At 69.6% G+C, this 19,335-nt stretch carries 15 protein-coding genes and 1 pseudogene; 8 read left to right on the forward strand and 8 right to left on the reverse strand.

Annotated elements, in window-relative coordinates; all coding sequences use genetic code 11:
* Nucleotides 1–60: 60 nt before the first annotated feature.
* Nucleotides 61–1,335 (reverse strand): extracellular solute-binding protein, encoded by a 1,275-nt coding sequence (locus tag ACIQ7M_RS13340; protein ID WP_355768854.1) that lies wholly within the window; start codon nucleotides 1,333–1,335, stop codon nucleotides 61–63.
* A gap of 468 nt (nucleotides 1,336–1,803) precedes the next feature.
* On the opposite strand from ACIQ7M_RS13340, the gene ACIQ7M_RS13345 reads away from it, so the two are divergent.
* The gene (locus tag ACIQ7M_RS13345; RefSeq protein WP_355768857.1) at nucleotides 1,804–2,838 is read left to right on the forward strand and encodes a LacI family DNA-binding transcriptional regulator; all 1,035 of its coding nucleotides are present in this window, start codon (nucleotides 1,804–1,806) and stop codon (nucleotides 2,836–2,838) included.
* A 131-nt stretch (nucleotides 2,839–2,969) separates the two neighbouring features.
* Nucleotides 2,970–3,830, forward strand: coding sequence for a phosphatase PAP2 family protein (locus tag ACIQ7M_RS13350; RefSeq protein WP_403643175.1), 861 nt, complete (start codon nucleotides 2,970–2,972; stop codon nucleotides 3,828–3,830).
* A gap of 43 nt (nucleotides 3,831–3,873) precedes the next feature.
* On the opposite strand, the gene ACIQ7M_RS13355 is transcribed toward ACIQ7M_RS13350, so the two are convergent.
* On the reverse strand, nucleotides 3,874–6,885 hold the full coding sequence (locus tag ACIQ7M_RS13355; protein ID WP_403643178.1) for a bifunctional [glutamine synthetase] adenylyltransferase/[glutamine synthetase]-adenylyl-L-tyrosine phosphorylase: 3,012 nt from the start codon (nucleotides 6,883–6,885) through the stop codon (nucleotides 3,874–3,876).
* Nucleotides 6,886–7,031: 146 nt separating this feature from the next.
* Between ACIQ7M_RS13355 and ACIQ7M_RS13360 the strand changes: the two genes are divergently transcribed.
* The 5 genes from ACIQ7M_RS13360 to ACIQ7M_RS13380 all read left to right on the forward strand — a co-directional run bounded on the left by ACIQ7M_RS13360 (nucleotide 7,032) and on the right by ACIQ7M_RS13380 (nucleotide 12,010).
* On the forward strand, nucleotides 7,032–7,469 hold the full coding sequence (locus tag ACIQ7M_RS13360; RefSeq protein WP_403643181.1) for a VOC family protein: 438 nt from the start codon (nucleotides 7,032–7,034) through the stop codon (nucleotides 7,467–7,469).
* A 121-nt stretch (nucleotides 7,470–7,590) separates the two neighbouring features.
* Nucleotides 7,591–8,478, forward strand: coding sequence for an alkaline phosphatase family protein (locus tag ACIQ7M_RS13365; RefSeq protein WP_355768869.1), 888 nt, complete (start codon nucleotides 7,591–7,593; stop codon nucleotides 8,476–8,478).
* Between the two features lies 1 nt (nucleotide 8,479).
* Entirely contained in the window at nucleotides 8,480–10,081 is a 1,602-nt protein-coding gene (locus ACIQ7M_RS13370; RefSeq protein WP_403643184.1) for an MFS transporter, read from the forward strand.
* Nucleotides 10,078–11,097: a TolB family protein gene (locus tag ACIQ7M_RS13375; RefSeq protein WP_403643187.1), complete on the forward strand. Its 1,020-nt coding sequence runs from the start codon at nucleotides 10,078–10,080 to the stop codon at nucleotides 11,095–11,097. Before ACIQ7M_RS13370 ends, ACIQ7M_RS13375 begins: the two co-directional genes overlap by 4 nt.
* A gap of 640 nt (nucleotides 11,098–11,737) precedes the next feature.
* Entirely contained in the window at nucleotides 11,738–12,010 is a 273-nt protein-coding gene (locus tag ACIQ7M_RS13380) for a hypothetical protein (protein WP_355768878.1), read from the forward strand.
* Nucleotides 12,011–12,088: 78 nt separating this feature from the next.
* Here ACIQ7M_RS13380 and ACIQ7M_RS13385 read toward each other — a convergent pair.
* The 6 genes and pseudogenes from ACIQ7M_RS13385 to ACIQ7M_RS13410 form a co-directional block, all read right to left on the reverse strand.
* Nucleotides 12,089–12,172, reverse strand: a pseudogene (locus tag ACIQ7M_RS13385) (glutamine synthetase); the annotation flags it as partial.
* Nucleotides 12,173–12,484: 312 nt separating this feature from the next.
* Nucleotides 12,485–14,809: a tetratricopeptide repeat protein gene (locus ACIQ7M_RS13390; protein WP_403643190.1), complete on the reverse strand. Its 2,325-nt coding sequence runs from the start codon at nucleotides 14,807–14,809 to the stop codon at nucleotides 12,485–12,487.
* A gap of 188 nt (nucleotides 14,810–14,997) precedes the next feature.
* A complete protein-coding gene (locus ACIQ7M_RS13395) occupies nucleotides 14,998–15,474 on the reverse strand; it encodes a hypothetical protein (RefSeq protein ID WP_403643193.1) in 477 nt (158 codons plus the stop codon).
* Between the two features lie 613 nt (nucleotides 15,475–16,087).
* A complete protein-coding gene (locus ACIQ7M_RS13400) occupies nucleotides 16,088–16,543 on the reverse strand; it encodes a hypothetical protein (protein ID WP_403643196.1) in 456 nt (151 codons plus the stop codon).
* A 391-nt stretch (nucleotides 16,544–16,934) separates the two neighbouring features.
* Nucleotides 16,935–17,615, reverse strand: a complete 681-nt coding sequence (locus ACIQ7M_RS13405) for an HAD family hydrolase (RefSeq protein WP_403643199.1) — start codon at nucleotides 17,613–17,615, stop codon at nucleotides 16,935–16,937.
* 4 nt (nucleotides 17,616–17,619) lie between these two features.
* Nucleotides 17,620–18,486, reverse strand: coding sequence for a GntR family transcriptional regulator (locus tag ACIQ7M_RS13410; RefSeq protein ID WP_403643202.1), 867 nt, complete (start codon nucleotides 18,484–18,486; stop codon nucleotides 17,620–17,622).
* Between the two features lie 622 nt (nucleotides 18,487–19,108).
* Between ACIQ7M_RS13410 and ACIQ7M_RS13415 the strand changes: the two genes are divergently transcribed.
* On the forward strand, nucleotides 19,109–19,270 hold the full coding sequence (locus ACIQ7M_RS13415) for a hypothetical protein (protein WP_403643205.1): 162 nt from the start codon (nucleotides 19,109–19,111) through the stop codon (nucleotides 19,268–19,270).
* Nucleotides 19,271–19,335: the final 65 nt, after the last annotated feature.

Below are 19,335 nucleotides of genomic sequence, written 5' to 3' on the forward strand. Positions count from 1 at the left end.
TGGGGGTTCCCCCGGCCCGACGGAAGTCGGGCCGGGGAAGGATCCGGCGGCCACACGGGCTCACTTGCTGAAGTCCGGGACCAGCTTGGCGATCGCCAGTTCGGCGTTGCTCAGGCCCTTGTCCAGGGACTCCTTGCCACCCGCGATCTTCGGCAGCTCGGTGTCGAGCGGGCCCCACAGGGAGCCGTACTCGGGCAGCGCCGGGCGCGGCTGGGCGGCGGGGAGGACGCCCTGGTAGCCGGCGATGCCCGGGTCGGCCTTGACCTCGGCGGTGTAGGCGTCGTCACGCGTCGGCAGCGTGGAGTTCTTGAGCGCGATCTCCGACTGCGACTTCGCGGAGGTCATGAAGTTCACGAACTTCAGCGAGGCCTCCTGGTGGGCCTTGTCCGAACCCGCGTACACGGAGAGGTTGTGGCCGCCGGTCGGGGCGCCAGCCTTTCCGGTCGAGCCGGCCGGGACGGTGGCGATACCGAGGTTCGCCTTGTCCGTGAAGGCCGAGCCCTTGTAGAAGTTGGTGATCTCCCACGGGCCCTGGATGATCGCGGCGACCTTGCCGTTGACGAAGGCGTCCTGGATGTGGGCGTACGCGTCGGCGGTGGTGTCCGCCTTGTGCAGGCCCTTGCCGGAGAACAGACCCTGCCAGGTGCCGAAGGCCTTCTTGGCCTCGGGCGAGTTCACCGTGATCTTCTTCGCGGTGGCGTCGACGGTGTTCGTGCCCTCGCCGTAGAGGAAGGACTGCGCGTAGTAGGCCTGGGTCGAGCCCCAGTAGCCGTCGACGCCCGTCTTCTTCTTGATCGTCGCGGCGGCGGTCTTCAGGTCGCCCCAGGTCTTCGGGGCCTCCTTGATGCCGGCCTTCTCGAACAGCGCCTTGTTGTAGACGAGCGCGAGGGTGTCGGTGACGAACGGCACACCGTACGTCTTGCCGTCGTACTTCGCCTGCTCGATCAGGTTGGGCTGGAACTTCGCCTGGTCCGCGAGGGCCGCGGTGCCGTCGAGCGGCAGGAAGTAGCCCTTCTTCGCGAAGGCCGGGGTCCAGCCGACCTCGGAGCGCAGGACGTCCGGGGCGCCGGAGGCACCGGCGGCCGTGTCGAACTTGTTCTGCGCCTGGTCGAAGGGCACGTTGACGTACTTGACCTTGATGGTCGGGTTGGCCTTCTCGAACTCCTTGGCCAGGGCCTTGTACGTCGGCGCCTCATTGGTGGCGTTGGAGGTGTCCCACCAGGTGATGGTGGTGGGACCGGCAGACTTGTCGTCGCTGCTGTCACTGCCGCCGCAGGCCGTCGCCGCGAGGGCGATGGACGCCACCAGCGCGGTGGCCGCTATGCCACGCCGCATGAGATCTCCTTGAGGGTGAAAGCCCGAGTAGGTGGGTGATCGGTCCCGCCCGATCCCCTTGCCGACTTGCCGACTGCGCCGTTGCGTCCGCCGGGCGACGTGAACGTAACAGCGTTGTAAGCGGCGCGAAAGGTTTTGCAGCAAAAAAGTGCAAGAGCTGACGACAGTTATGGGCCCGTGACCTCGTGGCAGCCGTCCCGCAACCCTGCTACCGGGCCGCTCAGCGGACATCCGTACCTCTGTGCAAGACTCTGCAAGCTCTTGCCACGGGGGGCGCGCACGGGGATCATCGGCCGTCAGTGCCTTGCAGGAGCCACCCCTTTCCGCGCGGCACACGCACGGGACACCGAGCCGACCAGAACACGAGGGAGCGCGATGACGCAGCAGCCCGGAGCGGGCCGAGCAACCGCCCGCACACGGCGTCTGGTTGGTGGGCAGGGCGAGGTGCGACCGGTACAGTCCAATCCTGTGACCACACGGCTTGCCGACATCGCAGCCCAGGCGGGGGTCAGTGAGGCGACCGTCAGTCGCGTCCTGAACGGGAAGCCGGGCGTCGCCGCGACCACGCGCCAGTCCGTACTGGCCGCGCTCGACGTCCTGGGCTACGAGCGCCCGGTGCGCCTGCGGCAGCGCAGTGAGGGCCTGGTGGGCCTCATAACCCCCGAGCTGGAGAACCCGATATTCCCTGCCCTCGCGCAGGTGATCGGGCAGGCCCTGACGCGCCAGGGCTACACCCCCGTGCTCGCGACCCAGACCCCGGGCGGCTCCACCGAGGACGAGCTGACCGAGATGCTGGTCGACCGCGGGGTCGCCGGCATCATCTTCGTCTCCGGACTTCACGCCGACACCTCGGCCGACATGCAGCGGTACGAGCAACTGCGCGGTCGCGGTGTCCCCTTCGTCCTGGTGGACGGCTTCTCGCCCAAGGTGCAGGCGCCGTTCATCTCCCCGGACGACCGCGCCGCGATGGCCCTCGCGGTCACCCACCTCGCCTCCCTGGGGCACACCAGCATCGGACTCGCCCTCGGCCCCAAGCGGTTCGTGCCGGTGCAGCGCAAGATCGAGGGCTTCGTGCGCTCGATGCAGGAGCAGTTCGACCTGAACCCCTCTGACGTCGAGGAGCGACTGGTCCAGCACTCGCTGTACACGCTGGAGGGCGGCCAGGCCGCCGCGAACGCCCTCATGGACCGCGGCTGCACGGCGGTCGTCTGCGCCAGCGACATGATGGCGCTCGGCGCGATACGGGCGGCGCGCCAGCGCGGCCTGGAGGTCCCCACGGACATCTCGGTCGTGGGATTCGACGACTCTCCGCTGATCGCCTTCACCGACCCGCCGCTCACGACGGTCCGCAAGCCGGTGCCGGCGATGGGCCAGGCCGCGGTGCGCACGCTGCTGGAGGAGATCGGCGGGACGCCCGCGCCGCACAGCGAGTTCGTGTTCATGCCGGAGCTCGTGGTGCGCGGTTCGACCGCTTCCGCCCCCGGGGACCGGAATCGTCCCTGAGCAGGACGCCATATCGCCCCCGGGAAGGATGACAAAGGGGGCGAAGCACTCCCGCGGGCGTAGAAAATGCGGCCAGGACCCGACCAGAGCATCATCGGTGAGGGAAGGCTTTTCTGGCAGACTCTGTGCCTATGGGTGATTCGACCGTGACGACACTGGAAGGCCGGGACCAGGCCACTCCACAGCCCGTCGCGGAGGAGAACGCGGGGATCAGACTCCTGCGCCGTATGCGGAGCCCGCGTCGCCCCCGCCTCTGGTTCGAAGTCCTCCTCATCGCCGTGAGTTACTGGACGTACTCACTGATCCGCAACGCCGTGCCGGAGCAGAGACACGAAGCGCTCCGGAACGCGGACTGGATCTGGCGGATGGAGCACCACCTCGGCATCGCCGTCGAGGAGTCGGTCAACCACGCCGTGAACTCGGTCGGGTGGCTGATCATCGGGATGAACTACTACTACGCGACCCTGCACTTCGTGGTGACGCTGAGTGTCCTGGTCTGGCTGTACCGCTGTCATCCCGGCCGCTATGCGGCGGCCCGTCTCGCGCTTCTCTCCACCACGGTGGTGGCTCTCGTCGGCTACTACTTCTTCCCGCTCGCGCCACCCCGTCTGATGACCGACAGCACCTTCGTCGACACGGTCACGGTCCACCAGACCTGGGGCTCGATGGCCTCCGGCGACCTGAAACACATGTCCAACCAGTACGCCGCGATGCCGTCCATGCACATCGGCTGGTCCCTGTGGTGCGGGCTGACCGTCTTCGCGCTGGCCAAGGCCCCCTGGGCACGCATCCTCGGCGTCCTCTACCCGGCGGCCACCCTCGTGGTCATCGTCGCCACCGCCAACCACTTCTGGCTGGACGCGGTGGGCGGCCTGCTGTGCCTCGCCTTCGGCTTCCTGGTGACGCGCCTGTATTACGGCGCCCTGCCGTACGCGCTGCCGCAGTGGGTACCGGGGACACGCGGGGCACCGGTCCTGCGGACGACGGAGTGACCACCGCCCGCCCCCGCGATGAGCCGCCACCCAGCGGTCACGTTCAGTGACCTCCGGGTGCCGACCCGTAGAACAGTTCGTCCACCACGGCCCGGGCCCGCCGGGTGGTGCGCCGGTAGTCGTCGAGCATGTCCCCGACGTGCCCCGGGTCGTATCCGAGATAGCGGCCCACAGCGGCCAGCTCCCGCCCGTCCGAGGGGAAGGTGTCGCCGGCCCTGCCCCGGACGAGCATCACGGCGTTGCGCACCCGGGTGGCCAGCACCCAGGCCTCGTCCAGCGTCGCCGCGTCCTCCGTCGACAGCAGGTCCGCCGCGCTCGCCGCGGCCAGCGCCTGGCGGGTCCGGGTCGTCCTGAGGCCCGGCTCGGCCCAGCCGTGCCGGAGCTGGATGAGCTGGACCGTCCACTCCACGTCGGAGAGACCGCCGCGCCCCAGCTTGGTGTGCAGGGTGGGGTCGGCGCCGCGCGGCATCCGCTCCGACTCCATCCGGGCCTTCAGCCGCCGGATCTCCCGTACGGCCTCCTCGCCCAGTCCCTCCGCCGGATACCTGAGCGGGGCGACGAGCTCGATGAACCTGCTCCCCAGGTCCGCGTCCCCGGCCACGACCTCCGCCCGCAGCAGCGCCTGCGACTCCCACACCAGCGACCAGCGCCGGTAGTACGCCTCGTACGACTTCAGGGTCCGTACCAGCGGCCCGGACTTCCCCTCGGGCCGCAGATCCGCGTCGATCAGCAGCGGCGGATCCGCGCTGGGGAGCTGGAGCAGCCGCCGCATCTCGGACACCACCGCGTTCGCGGCCCGCGCGGCCTCCTGCTCGTCCACGCCCTCGCGGGGCTCGTGCACGAAGAGGACGTCCGCGTCGGAGCCGTAGCCGAGCTCGTGGCCGCCGAAGCGGCCCATCCCGATCACCGCGAACCGGGTCGGCAGCGTGTCGCCCCAGCCGTCCCGCACCACGGCCCGCAGGGTGCCCGCGAGCGTCGCCGCCGTCAGGTCCGAGACCGCACCGCCGACGAGGTCGACCAGCGCCCCCTGGTCGGCGACGGCCGGCGTCTCCTCCGTCCCGTAGCTGGCGACGATGTCCGTCGCGGCGATACGGAACAGCTCCCGGCGCCGGACACCGCGCGCGACGGTCACGGCCTGCTCGCCGCCGTCGGCCCGGCGCACCGCGGCGAGGATCTCCTGTTCGAGCTGGGCCCGGCCGCGCGGCTCCAGGCCGCCGCCCTCCCCGTCGCCCAGCAGGGCCACCGCCTCCGGCGCGCGCATCAGCAGGTCGGGGGCGAGCCGGCCCGCCGACAGCACCCGCGCGAGGTTCTCGGCGGCGGCGCCCTCGTCCCTCAGCAGCCGCAGATACCACGGGGTCTTGCCCAGCGCGTCCGACACCTTGCGGAAGTTCAGCAGACCGGCGTCGGGGTCCGCGGAGTCCGCGAACCAGCCCAACAGCACGGGGAGCAGGGTCCGTTGGATGGCGGCCTTGCGACTGACCCCGGAGGCCAGCGCCTCAAGGTGGCGCATGGCGGCCGCCGGATCGGCGTACCCGAGGGCGACGAGCCGCTCCCTGGCCGCGTCCGGGCTCAACCGGCTCTCGCCCGGCGCCAGTTGGGCGACCGCGTCGAGCAACGGCCGGTAGAACAGCTTCTCGTGCAGCCGCCGGACCATGGCCGCGTGCCGCTTCCACTCCCGGTTCAGTTCCCTGACCGGGTCGACGCGCAGCCCCAGCGACCGTCCGATCCGGCGCAGATCGGCCTCGTCCGTCGGCACCAGATGGGTGCGCCGCAGCCGGAAGAGCTGGATGCGGTGTTCCATCGACCGCAGGAAGCGGTAGGCCTCGTCGAGCTGTACGGCGTCGGCGCGTCCCACGTATCCGCCCGCGGCGAGTGCTTTCAGGGCGTCCAGGGTGGTGCCGCTGCGCACGCTCGTGTCGGCCCGGCCGTGCACCAACTGCAGGAGCTGTACGGCGAATTCGACGTCCCGCAGTCCGCCGGGGCCGAGCTTCAGCTCCCGTTCGATCTCGGCGGCCGGGATGTTCTCCACGACTCGGCGCCGCATCTTCTGCACGTCGGCGACGAAGTTCTCCCGCTCGGCGGCGTGCCACACGAGCGGGGCCAGGGTGGCGACGTACTCCTCGCCCAGCTCCAGGTCCCCGGCCACCGGGCGGGCCTTGAGCAGCGCCTGGAACTCCCAGGTCTTGGCCCACCGCTGGTAGTAGGCGAGATGGCTGCTGAGCGTGCGCACCAGGGGGCCGTTGCGTCCCTCGGGGCGCAGATTGGCGTCGACCGGCCAGATGCTGCCCTCGACGGTCGTCTCCGAGCAGATCCGCATCATGTGCGAGGCCAGGCGGGTGGCCGCCTGTACGGCCTTCCCCTCGTCGGCCCCCTCGGTGCCCTCCCCGACGAAGATCACGTCGACGTCGGAGACGTAGTTCAGCTCGTGTCCCCCGCACTTGCCCATCGCGATGACGGCGAGCCGGCACAGGGCGGCGTCGTCGGGCGCGGCCGCACTGGCGATGGCGAGCGCGGCGCGCAGGGTCGCGGTGGCGAGGTCGGCGAGTTCGGCGGCGGTCTGGGCCAGGTCGGTGGTGCCGCACACGTCGCGCGCGGCGATGGAGAGCAGGCAGCGGCGGTAGGCGACGCGCAGCGAGACGGGGTCGGCGGCATCCGCGAGTCCCCGCTCGAACTCCCGGACCCCGGGATGCAGGTCCCGCGCCTCGTAGGTGACGAGGGTCTGCCAGTCGTGCGGGTGCCGGGCGAGATGGTCGCCGAGCGCGGCGGAGGCTCCGAGCACCCCGAGCAGCCGGTCCCGCAGCGGTTTGGCCGCGATCAGCGTGTCGAGGAGCTCCCGCTGGGCCGGCGGGCCGTCCTGGGCCTCGACGAGCCGGACGAGTCCGAGCAGGGCGAGGTCGGGGTCGGCCGTGGCGCCCAGCGCGTCCAGGAGCACCGGGTCGGTCCGCACGGGTGCCAGTTCGGGCCCCTGGAGGAGCCCCTCGGCCGCCGACGGATCGGTGAAGCCGTGCCGCAGCAGCCGCGTGAAGGTACTGCTTCTGCGCCCCGGCGCCGTCATCCCGGCCTCCTGTCGGATCGGACTCCACGGATCATCGGATCAAGGTCGTGCGAAGCGAGCCTAACCCCGGTCTCCAGGGTGGCGCCCCGCACCGGTGTGGGCTTCTGTGGACAGAGCCATGAGCCGTACGACAAGGGAGTCAAGCCATGGACATGACCCTCGAAGTGATCCTGCTGCCGGTCTCCGACGTGGACCGGGCCAAGGAGTTCTACCGGGACAAGGTCGGCTTCCATGTCGACCTGGACGGGGAGGTGATGGAGGGAGTGCGGATCGTGCAGCTGACGCCGCCCGGGTCCGGGTGTTCGATCGCGCTCGTCGACGGGCTGGAGATCCCGACGGGCACGCCGCGGCCGGGGACGTACCACGGGATGCAGCTGTGCGTGCAGGACGCCGCGGCGGCGTACGAGGAGCTGACCGCCCGCGGTCTCGACGTCAGCGAGCCGGTCGCGTTCGCCCCGCGGGACGGGGCCACCTTCATGTATTTCAAGGACCCGGACGGAAACGGGTGGGCGATCCAGGAGTACCGCCGGCGGGCGAAGGAGCCGTTGCACCAGGTGCTGGGCCAACTGGCCCGCGAACGCTGACGGCAGCAGTTCATCCGATCTTCACCCCTCGGGTTGAGGGGCGTGGGTCGCGGGAATGTTGGCGTGCGCATGCTCTGTCCGCACCGCCACCGTCGTATCTCCCCCCCACCGGAGGTCTGAAGTGTCCGGCAGAAACGTGTACACCCGCAGCCGTGCCGTCGTGGCATCCGCCCTCGCCTTCACCGCGGCAGCGGTGGGGCTGTGGACGGGCTTCGCCGGCTCGGCTCCCGCGCACGCCGCGGCCGCGGTCCCGACCCCGGACCACGTCGTCGTCGTGGTCTTCGAGAACCACGCGTACAGCCAGGTGATCGGCTCCTCCAGCGCCCCGTACATCAACTCGCTCAAGACCGGCGGGGCCAACCTCTCCCAGTCGTACGCCGAGACGCACCCGAGCCAGCCCAACTACTTCGCCCTGTTCTCCGGGTCCACCCAGGGCATCACGGACGACAGCTGCTACACGCCCGGCTTCTCCTCCGCCCCGAACCTCGCCTCCGAGCTGATCGCCGCGGGCAAGACCTGGGGCAGCTACAACGAGACCCTGCCCAGCCAGGGCTCGACCACGTGCAGCAGCGGGAACTACGCCCGCAAGCACAACCCCTGGTTCGGCTTCGGCAACGTCCCGACGTCCAGCGCCAAGACCTTCACCCAGTTCCCGACGGACTACACGACGCTTCCGCAGGTCTCCTTCGTGGTGCCGAACCTGTGCAGCGACATGCACGACTGCTCGGTGTCCACCGGTGACACCTGGCTGAAGAACAACCTGGGCGCGTACGCCACCTGGGCCAAGACCCACAACAGCCTGCTCGTCGTCACCTTCGACGAGGACAACCGGCTCGCCGGCAACAAGATCCCGACGGTGCTGTACGGCCAGCAGGTGACCGCCGGGTCCTCGTCCTCCACCACGTACAACCACTACGACCTGCTGCGCACGCTGGAGGACATGCACGGCCTCTCGCACGCCGGCAACGCGGCCTCCGCCAAGGACATCACGGGCATCTGGACGTCCTGACATGTACCTTGCGGACAGCCGCGCCGGTACACCGGAGACAGCGGCGGCGTCCGCGGAGAGCGCCGCCCGGCCCCGCGCCGGGCGGCGCCTCACCGCGGTCGGGCCCACGGTGCTGGCACTCGGCACGGTCAGCCTGATCACCGACGTCTCCTCGGAGATGGTGACGGCCGTCCTGCCCCTGTACCTGGTGGCGGGCCTCGGCCTGTCCCCTCTCGGCTTCGGGCTCCTCGACGGGATCTACAACGGCTTCTCGGCCCTGGTCCGCCTGGCCGGGGGCCATCTCGCCGACCGGGGCGGCGGGCGCCACAAGTGGGTGGCGGGCGCCGGATACGCCCTGTCGGCCGCCTGCAAACCGCTGCTCCTGGTGGCCCAGACCCTGACCCCCATCGGCCTGGTCCTCGCCGCCGACCGCACCGGCAAGGGCCTGCGCACCGCCCCGCGCGACGCCCTGATCTCCCTGTCGAGCAGCCCCGCGACCCGCGGCCGCGCCTTCGGCGTCCATCGCGCGATGGACACGGCGGGCGCCCTGCTCGGCCCGCTCGTCGCGTTCCTGATCCTCCGGGCGACCGTCGACGGCTACGACGCGGTGTTCACGGTGAGCTTCTGCGTGGCCGTGGTGGGCGTCCTGGTGCTGGTGCTGTTCGTACCGGGCGGCCCGACGGCACGGGTCACGTCCGTGACGGAGACACCCTACGCACGGGCCGCGTCCGTGACGGAGACACCGGCCCAGCGGGCCGCGTCCGCGGCGGAAGCACCGGCGGCGCGGGCCGTGTCCGTGCCGGAAACACCCGCGGCGCGGGCCGTGTCCGTGGCACCGGCCCAGCGGGCCGCGTCCGTAGCGGAAGCACCCGCAGCGCAGGCCATGTCCGCGGCGGACACACCCGCGGCGCGGGCCATATCCGTGCCGGAAACACCGGCCAAGCCCACCGCCGCACCCTCGCCCGCACCCGCCGAAGCTGCCGCCCCCGCCGAACGAGCGGCGCCGCCCGCGCCCCGCCCCACCCTGGGCGCCGCCCTCGCGCTCCTGCGCCGCCCGGAGTTGCGCGGAATCGCGCTGTGCGCGCTCCTGCTCGGGCTCGCCACGGTCAGCGACTCGTTCATGTTCCTGCTGCTCCAGCACAGGCTCGGGGTGCCGGACCGCTGGTTCGCGCTGCTGCCCGTCGGCACCGCCGCCGCCTTCCTGCTGCTGGCCGTCCCGCTGGGCCGGCTCGCGGACCGGGCCGGCCGGTGGCGGGTGTTCCTGGCCGGCCACGGCGCCCTGCTCCTCGCGTACGGCCTGCTGCTGACGTCCTGGCACGGTACGGCGCTGCCGTTCGCCGTCCTGTTCCTGCACGGCGGCTTCTACGCGGCGACGGACGGCGTGCTCATGGCCGCCGCCTCGGACAGCGTGCCCGAGGAACTCCGCTCGTCCGGACTCGCGCTGGTCCAGACGGGTCAGGCACTGGCGCGTTTCGTCTGCTCGCTCGCCTTCGGCGCGGCCTGGACGGCGTGGGGCGACCGTACGGCGCTCATGGCGTCCGCCGTGGCGCTGGCCCTGTGCGCGCTGTTCTCCCTGAGCCTGCGCCCTGTCCGCCGCACCCTTCCGGAAGGCCGCCTCGTATGACGCCACGGAACCGCATCCTGGTCCTGGTCTCGGCGCTGCTCGTCCTCGCGGGCGTCGCGACGGCCTCCGTACTGCACGCCTCGGCCCGCGCGGAGCGCCGGAACCAGGCACAGCCGGGCGGTCCCCGGATCACCGCGGGGACGGTCTCCCTGACCGGCTCCCGGCGACTGGTGTTCCGGAACATGGCGTGGGGCCCGCACCGCGACGAGCTGACGTCCGTCCCGGCCTCCGACCCGTCGGGGCCGCGCACCGCGTCCAAGGTCAAGTGCCTCCGCTTCTACGCCGCTTCGGGCACCGGGGTGTGCCTCCAGGCGGTGCGCGGCGCGGTCCAGGACACCTACCGGGCGGTGATCCTCGACTCGGCCCTGCGGGTCCGTGCCCGCTACGACGTGCCCGGCATCCCGTCCCGGGCCCGTGTCTCGCCCAGCGGCCGGTACGCCGCCTGGACGGCGTTCGTGGGCGGCGACTCGTACGCGGGCACGAACTTCTCCACCCGGGCGGCGATCGTCGACATCCGTACGGGGCGGCTGACGCCGTCGCTGGAGGCGTACCGGGTGGTGAAGGACGGCAGGACCTACCGCTCGGCCGACGTCAACTTCTGGGGTGTGACGTTCGCGGACGACGACCGCACGTTCTACGCCACCATGGCCACGCACGGCACGACCTACCTCGTCCGCGGCGACCTGACCGCCCGCACCGTCACCACCGTGCACACCGACGTCGAGTGCCCGTCCCTCTCCCCCGACGGCACCCGAGTCGCCTACAAGAAGCGCGTCAAGGGCCTTCCCAAGGACGCGCCCTGGCATCTGTACGTCCTCGATCTGCGCACCGGGCACGAGACGGCGCTCGCCGAGCCCCGCAGCGTCGACGACCAGGTGGTCTGGCACGACGACCACACCCTGCTCTACGCCCTCCCAGGCGACTACGGCGCCGACCTGTGGACGCTGCCGTCCGACGGCACGGGAAAGCCGCGGCGCGTCAGCACCGCGGCCGTGTCACCCGCGTACGTGGGCTAGGACGTCCGCCGGGCCGGACGGGGGCCGTCAGACCCCGGCGTCGGCCCGGCGACGGCGGGCGGCCAGGACCAGGCCGCCGGCCTGCGAAGGTGCGAGGGGCGGATGCGCCGGCGCACGGTGGGATCTCCTCGTGGGGAAGGACGGACGACGACCGGAGCTTCTCCGCCCGGCGACGTCCTGGACATCGGAAGGACACCGAGGGTCGTACGACGGCCCAAGGGGAGCGAGAGGAAGGGCGGGAGGGGGAGGGAGAGAGGGGCGGAGGGAGCGTGGGACAGGGGCCGGAAGGGGGACATGACATCGCACGCAATGCGGACGTCGTGACGGCCCGGCGCCGCACGCCCTCGCCAATGTGGGAGAGTTCCCCGCCACTCGCCCCTGGATCACGCTCCTGACCTCGGCATATCCAGGTGACGATCAAGCCGACTTGGCCTATGCTGCGGCTTGCGCATCCGGGGGGCGGCTGGTCGGCAGGACGACCAGCACCGTGAACACGCGCATCACCCACGCCATCTCGACTCGAGCTTCAGCATGCCTCCAGGCGTCCATGCCTGTGCGCGGCTGCCGCCCGGGGCTGCCCGCAAGGGACCGGATCGGCGCGTTCCCCGGACCCCACGGTCATCGGAAGGCAGAGAGCGTCATGGCAGAACGGCAGTACCTCGGTCAGGGCACCAACACGTCGGCGGAGAAGTTCTGGTACGTCCTGGGTTGCATCTACTTCGGTGCCGCCTACCTCCAGAAGGTCCCGGTGAAGAAGGCGCTGAGCGAGTACGGGCTGGTCGAGATGACCGGTGCGGAGAAGTTCTGGTACGTCGTCCAGTGCATATTCTTCGGCGCCGGCTACTTCGCGAAGGTCACCATCAAGCGGGCCCTGTCCGAGGTGCGCAACGCGGGCGGATTCCCCACCGCCTGACGCCACCCCAGGCAGCACACACGACGGGCCCGGACCGCTGAGAAGCGATCCGGGCCCGTCGCCGTTCCCGACCGTGGGTCACAGCACCGGCAGGTTCTTCCGCAGCTCGAACGCGGTCACCTCGCTGCGGTACTCCTCCCACTCCGCCTTCTTGTTGCGCAGGCAGTGATGCGGCCCCGAGGCAACCTCGCCCGCACGGTGCCTGTGCAGCGCTGACAGCCAACCCGGCAGTCGTCTTTGGTTGTCGTCGGTCGCTCCGGGCCACCCTTCGACGGCCCAGAGACGGCCCCGCGTAGCCGCAGGAGCCGACTGTGCCGGGGCCGTCACGCAGGCGCGGTCGCTCGCTCCTTGTAGAGCTGGAAGCCGCGCTCGAGCATCTGTACTGCGCGCGTCGTGACCCACACCATGTCCGAACCAGGCACACAGGCCGTCGTTGCCCGCTGGTTGGCAGTACTTTTTCGGTAGGCAAGCAGGTCACTGATGGGTGTCGCCGAGGGCCACGCGCTCGTGGGCGAGGACGGCTTCGTACTCGCTGCGGGCCTGCTCCACCTCTCCCAGATCCCGCAACACCCCGGCGAGGCTGTGCCGGGTGGTGAGAGTGCTCGGATGGGTATCGCCGAGGGCCACGCGTCGGTGGGCGAGGACGGCTTCGTACTCGCTGCGGGCCTGCTCCACCTCTCCCAGATCCTGCAGCACCCCGGCGAGGTTGTGCCGGGTAATGAGAGTATCCGGGTGGGTGCCGCCGAGGGCCACGCGTCGGTGGGCGAGGACGGCTTCGTACTCGCTGCGGGCCTGCTCCACCTCTCCCAGATCCTGTAGCACCCCGGCGAGGTTGTGCCGGGTGGTGAGAGTGCTCGGATGGGTATCGCCGAGGACGACGTGCTGGTGGGCGAGGACGGCTTCGTACTCGCTGCGGGCCTGCTCCACCTCTCCCAGATCCTGCAGCACCCCGGCGAGGTTGTGCCGGGTGGTGAGAGTGCTCGGATGGGTATCGCCGACGGCCACGCGTCGGTGGGCGAGGACGGCTTCGTACTCGCTGCGGGCCTGCTCCACCTCTCCCAGATCCTGCAGCACCCCGGCGAGGCTGTGCCGGGTGTAGAGAGTTTCCGGGTGGGTATCGCCGAGGGCCACGCGCTCGTGGGCGAGGACGGCCTCCAACTCGCTGCGGGCCTGCTCCACCTCTCCCAGATCCTGCAGCACCCCGGCGAGGCTGTGCCGGGTGGTGAGAGTGCTCGGATGGGTATCGCCGAGGACGACGTGTTGGTGGGCGAGGACGCCCTCCAACTCGCTGCGGGCCTGCTCCACCTCTCCCAGATCCCGCAACACCCCGGCGAGGTTGTGCCGGGTAATGAGAGTATCCGGGTGGGTATCGCCGAGGGCCACGCGCTCGTGGGCGAGGACGGCCTCCAACTCGCTGCCGGCCTGCTCCACCTCTCCCAGATCCTGCAGCACCCCGGCGAGGCTGTGCCGGGTGGAGAGAGTATCCGGGTGGGTATCGCCGAGGACGACGCGTTGGTGGGCGAGGATGGCCTCCAACTCTCCGCGAGCCTGCCTGTACAAGCCTTTGGCGCGCAAATGGCGCGCTGCGAAATTAGCCGCTGTGGCTGCCGCGATCGTCTGATCGGACGGTTCGCTACCCGCGGCACGGTGAAAGAGATCAAAGGCATGGGGCTGCAGGAAGGCCCAGTGCTCCCAGCGATCTGACTCTTCTGGTATCCCCGTCTCCTCCGCAAATGCCGCGCTGTGCAGCGCTTGGACAGCGGTGCCGAGTGCTGTGTGATCGCGGCTGGCGTCCCGGACCAGAGGGTGCACGCGCAGTGCGGGCAGCGCGTCGGAACCGGTCGCGGGCTGGAGGTCCACCAGGCCGAGCCCGGCCAGGGCGGTGAGCAGGCTCCACACGCCGGGCCCGTCGAGCTCCGCCAGCTCCCCGGCACCAGCCAGCGTTTCCGGGGTAAGGAGCAGGGTGTAGGGCAGCGGGGCGTCGGCGAAGGTGGCGATCAACCGCAGCAGGGGCCGGGCCCGCGGCATACCGCGCTGCTCCAGCAGCTTCAGGGACATGGCCCAGGTCTGGTCGATGACACTGCCCGGGTCCACGCGTTCAAGGCCCCGGTCCAGCGCGGCCTGGTAGGAGCGGAAATCCATGGGCACGTCCGGCTCGCGGTAGGGGACCGGCACGTGGTTGGCGTCGGCGAGGTAGGTGCCGGCCAGGCGCAGGGCCAGGGGAAGGCCGCCCAGCCGCCGCGCCAGGCGCTGGGCGTCGTCGAAGGAGCCGGCCGCATCGCCCGCGTGGTCGTGCAGGATCCGCGCGGCGTCCGTGATGTTCTCGCCGGTCAGCGGGCGTACCGGGTGCAGGGCGCAGGCGCCGCCCCAGGTCTGCGGGGTGCTGTCGCGGGTGGTGACCAGGACGCCGCCCCGGCCGGTGGCGGGAGGCCGGATCCACCCGGTGCCCTCGCTCAGTCTCCCGGGACCGTCCAGCAGCGCCGGATCGTCGGCGTTGTCCACCACCAGCAGCCACGGCCGCTCGTACCGGGCCAGACACGACCACAGCACATCGGCGGTGTCCCCGGCCCGCAACTGATCCTCGGAGGCGTCGGCCTGCCGGGCCACCGCCCGCAGACCCGCCTCCAGCGTGCTGCCCTGCCGGGCGTCGACCCACCACACCTGCCGCCCACGGCCCGACCACCCGCGCGCCAGCTCCAGGGCGATCGCGGTCTTGCCCGAACCGCCCAGCCCGCACAGCACCTGCGCTGCCGGACTGTCCGGTACGGACAGCGCCGACTCCACCCGCTCGATCAGCACCTCGCGACCCCGTAGCGGGCGCCGTGGATCGCGCAGGCCCAACGGCGGCGCCACTGTGACCGCAACCGGTTCGGGCGCGGACCGGGAAGCACCGAAGTAGACGTTGTCGGCCCGGAAAGCATGCGCGGCCAGTGATCCGTTGCTTGCCTGTACGCCCGGCTGCGGGGCGTCCGTTCCGCCGGGTCCGGTCAGGGCCGGTCCGTCCCCGGCTGGGGAGGGTTTCCCAGGTGCACCCCGTTCTGGATGTTGGCCACGCCCGCCGCGAAGGACCCTCCTTCCGCTTTCACCGACAGGTCACCGCTCACGGCCAGCCCGTAGGCCCCGGCCACCGCGCCGCCCGCCGCCTTCGCGGCCTCCCGCACCGCGGATACCGCTTCCTCCAGCTCCCGGGCGAAGTCGGCGTCCTCACCCACGGCCCGGGAAACAGCCTCCTCGACCCGCTGCCGGGTCAGCGCGCTCGGCTCGTCCTGACCGGCCGCCGCCTCCGCCTCCAGCCGCTCCAGCTCCGGATCATTGCCCAGCCGCCGGGCCACCACACCGTGCACGCGGTCCATCGCGCCGTCGAGCGCCAGATCCACCTCGGCATCCGCCCGCCCCGCCACCCGGCGCGCCTTGCCTACCGCCCACGCGAACACGTACCCGATCGCGATCTCAACACCCGTCATACCGCCCCCTTCGCACACACTGAGCGTAGCGAGACGGTGACCGTCTCGAACAGCGAACTCGTCACTTGGTCAGATGCGCTGGTATTGAATGCCCGGTTCGGCGAGGTGCGACGTCACCGCGAGCCTGGCCGGTGAGCTGGCGGTTTGGGGTCGCTGTTGGTGGTTGGTGGCTGTTGCTGGTTCCCGTCTGACGGCCCACAGACGGCCCAGCTTCGCGGTGGGCGTCGCCTGTGCGGCGGCGCCAGTCACGAGCCAGTAGATTTGCGGCGAGCGCGGTCCGGCGAATGGCGTCATCGGGGCACCTGCGGCGGAACGAGGGAGACAGCACCCGAACCCGGTCCACTAGGCGCGCACATAGGCTCCGAGCCCGCGGTCTCAACGCGTGAGTGTCGGCCCATCCTTGCTTGAATCGATGGAGCCCGCGGGAGGGACTACCGAGGTTGCGTATCCGACGCGTAGGCCGTAACGGCTCCACGGGGCCGGAGGCTAGCGAGTCGGGACGGACGCCAGAGCCGTGTCGGCCCGTCCCCAGCGGCTTCGTGGCAATCCATGGGCAGCGCGACCAACCGGGGCGCCGTGACTGCGCCCCGGTTGGTCGCGATCGCGGAACCCGCTACACCACCGCGGAGGATGCAATCGAGCCACCCAGGGCAGCTCCGACGACGGCACCCACAGGACCGGCGAGCCCGCCGCCGATTGCAGCACCCCCGGCCGCAGCCAAGCCGACGGTGAGGATGCCCGCCCCGCTAATGTTAGGGGCAGTGGGGGCCATGAACGTCGAGCCGAGAACCCCACACAGCGACGGCGAACCGTCGGGGTTGAGGGTAGGGGGAAGCGCGGTCGCGGCCACCTTGCCACCGGCCACATCTTCCAGCGTCGCGGCGTCATCCTGGCTCAGAACGCCGGTCGCAGTGAGGCTATTGAGCCTTACGACCAACTGGTCAAACCTCTTCTCGTCAGGGACAGCCTTGAGCACCGCGAGATCCTGCTGGACCCCAATGGTGATCGCTTTCAGAAGCTGCTCAAGCAGCGGAGAGAAGAGCGGGATCGTGAGGGACTCGGGGGACACTCCGGCGCTTCCGTTGGTACCTGGGCGGGCCGGTGCGATGGGTGAGGACATGGGCGGTCCGATCTTGAGGGAGCGGTGGGGCACTAGGGCTCGCGTGCCGCCTGACGGATTGGCTACGCAAGGAAGCCCTATAAGCCATCAGCCAACGCTCAATCACGTCGTGGCGCCCCCCAAGAGCGTCCAAGCTAGCGATGCCGGTGCCACCTCTGCCGCGCGATAAGTTCATGCAGGAGGCAGCGGCATGCTTCATCCGGAGCCCGCCGGCGACGGGCGACGATGGCGAAGGCTTCGTCGCCAGGACATAAAGCACGAGTCAGGCGGGAACAGGGATCGGACCGAACAGCTCGCTCATGATATGACGCTCGTCCGAAGTTCCGAGGTCGAGCAGGCGCTACACAGGCGATCCGTCTTTGAGTGCGCGCGTTAGAACGTCCATAGAACCTATTACTGCGTCAGCCCCGGCTCCTGCAAGCGAAATCTCCTTGCCGGGACGATTGGCGTATCCGATAGACATGGACCCCGCCGAAATGGCTGCTTCTATATCAGTCACCGAGTCCCCCACCAGTGTGCACTCTTGCGGGGTGACGCCCAGCCGAGAAGCGGTCATCCGGAGCATGTACGGCGACGGCTTCATCCTGTGGGGCTGATAAGTAGGGCGCCCTACAACCTCTTGCACCAACGAGGTTAGGTTATGGGCCGCAAGAAATTCCCTAACGCACTGAGGGGAGTTATTGCTGACGATCGCCACGTCCCGACCGGATGTCCTGGCTGCCTCGATCGATGCGACGCTTCCCAGAGTAGGCCCATCTGCGGCTTTCACCGCCGCAATTTCAGCCTCAACCAGTCGGTCTTCTACAGCCCTCAGGGCGTGCTCTCCGGCTTGAGGCGAGACGCGGAGGGCGTCCATGAAATCCATCCCCTCCATCTTTTTCGAGAGTTCCACATCGAACTCTCGCATCACATCGACTAGGGTTCTGGCGACTTCTGAAGCGGGAATCCCAGAGAATACTTCACAGACGGGCCCATCGAAATCAAACAAGACGCTTCGAGTGGCCTTGATGATGTCCGCCACACTCCTACTCGCCATCGGGATTGAAGTCCCTTCCAATCGTGGTCCACACGCTATCAAACCACATTCTGGCCTGATCGACCTGCTGGGCCCCGCTAGAGGTTTCACCCTCATTTATCGAGTAATGAAACAATGTCGCATCCGGCCCAATGAGGTCAAAAATCTCGATTGGAGTACCCTGCACAACTACCTTATTAGGTCGAATCGGATAGTACCCGAAGAATGCGTCTTCCTCGTTGATTACGTAGAGCTTGAAGAACTGTGTTCCGCTATGAACACGTACTGAGACATTCGTTTCCGGCACTAGTCCAAGCAGGCTGAGTTCATGCACCTGATTGGCGATTCCTCGGGTGAATCCGACCATCAAGTCGTGCATGCGCATGCGAAGGCGAGGATCGTCTTCCCCATCACTTTTCCGTACTGGGGCAGCTTGAGGCACCGTCATGTCCGGTACCAGGATACGGATTTTGATGCTGCCTGGGGTGAGGCGACCTACTCGAATTTTGTCGATTGGGTCCTGCAATGCAGCGTGCAAGGTCTCACTTGAGAATCCAGCGAAGTCGATGGAGACATTCGGGCTTGTGAAAGCTTGCTCCACATACGGGCGGAGACCAGCAGGTCGCTCAGTCCGATTCCTGACATACACCCCGCTCCCCTTACGGGATACGACAAGCCCATCGTCTTCAAGGTCGCGAAGGGCCCTCTGAATCGTCGCTCGGGCGAATCCATACAGCTCAGTCAGCTTGCTGTGCGAGGGCAGCCTTTCACCGGGAGCCAGCCTCTTCGTGCGGATGGCCGCGCCGAGGCTGCTCGCCACCTGTTCATACGGCGGCCGACTGTCGTCCGGGTCCAACGGCTCAGGCGTGAAGGTCATGCCCCAATGCTACGGCCCAATCGACCCATCAAGGCAGTCAGGACAGCCAAGTGTTGGCATGGCTAGCCAGGATGGCTACGTTGATGTCATTCCGATCGGGCTAGCCAAGTTGGCCAGGTTGGGGCCTTCTTCGGGTTGCTCAGCATGCCCAGCAGGTCCGGTCCCGCGAGGGATCGGAGCCCCCTGACCAGGGGTTACCGCGCCTGCTGGGGAGTGATCGTTCCTTGAGAACTGAACAGAGTGTCCAAATGACGGGGTGTAAGTCCCGTCCCCGCAACGGCCCGGGTGATGGCCGCCGGCGGCCACTTCCCCGCGCACCGGCTCTGGAGAACAGCTCTCGGGATCATCCCTTCCTCAACGGGAGGTCAGCCCTTGGGTCTGCCACCCGGTGTGCGCCGCCCTGCTGGCGTCAGAGCAGTGACGATGACGCGCCCGATCGCCGCTCGGGACCGGACCGCCTCGCAAGGGAGGTTCCGGTGAAACCGGTCTCTGCCACCGCAGCTCACTGCGGCCGGTTGCCTCCCTCGCCCGTCCGGCCCTTGCGGTCGTACGGGCGGGGTGGCAGGGAGCCGGGGCCGACAGTCCGGCCAGGCCCGCACCCACGACACGTCAGGAGACCCGCATGTCCGGCAGGAAGTCGCAGCAGCCGTCCGACCTGACCACCCCGGAGGACGTCCAGAAGGGCCAGCAGGTCTACGCCCGCATCGCGTCCGGCCAGTGCAAGGACGTCACGGCGGAGCTGAACCACGCCTACGGCCGCAGCAGCAAGAAGGAGCGCGGCTGACTCGCACCACCACCCCGCAACGGCGCGGCCCCGGTGTTGGAGCACCGGGGCCGCTTCGGGCCGTA

The sequence above is a fragment of the Streptomyces sp. NPDC096324 genome, assembly GCF_044763015.1.
In the GTDB taxonomy this organism is placed as follows: Bacteria; Actinomycetota; Actinomycetes; order Streptomycetales; family Streptomycetaceae; genus Streptomyces.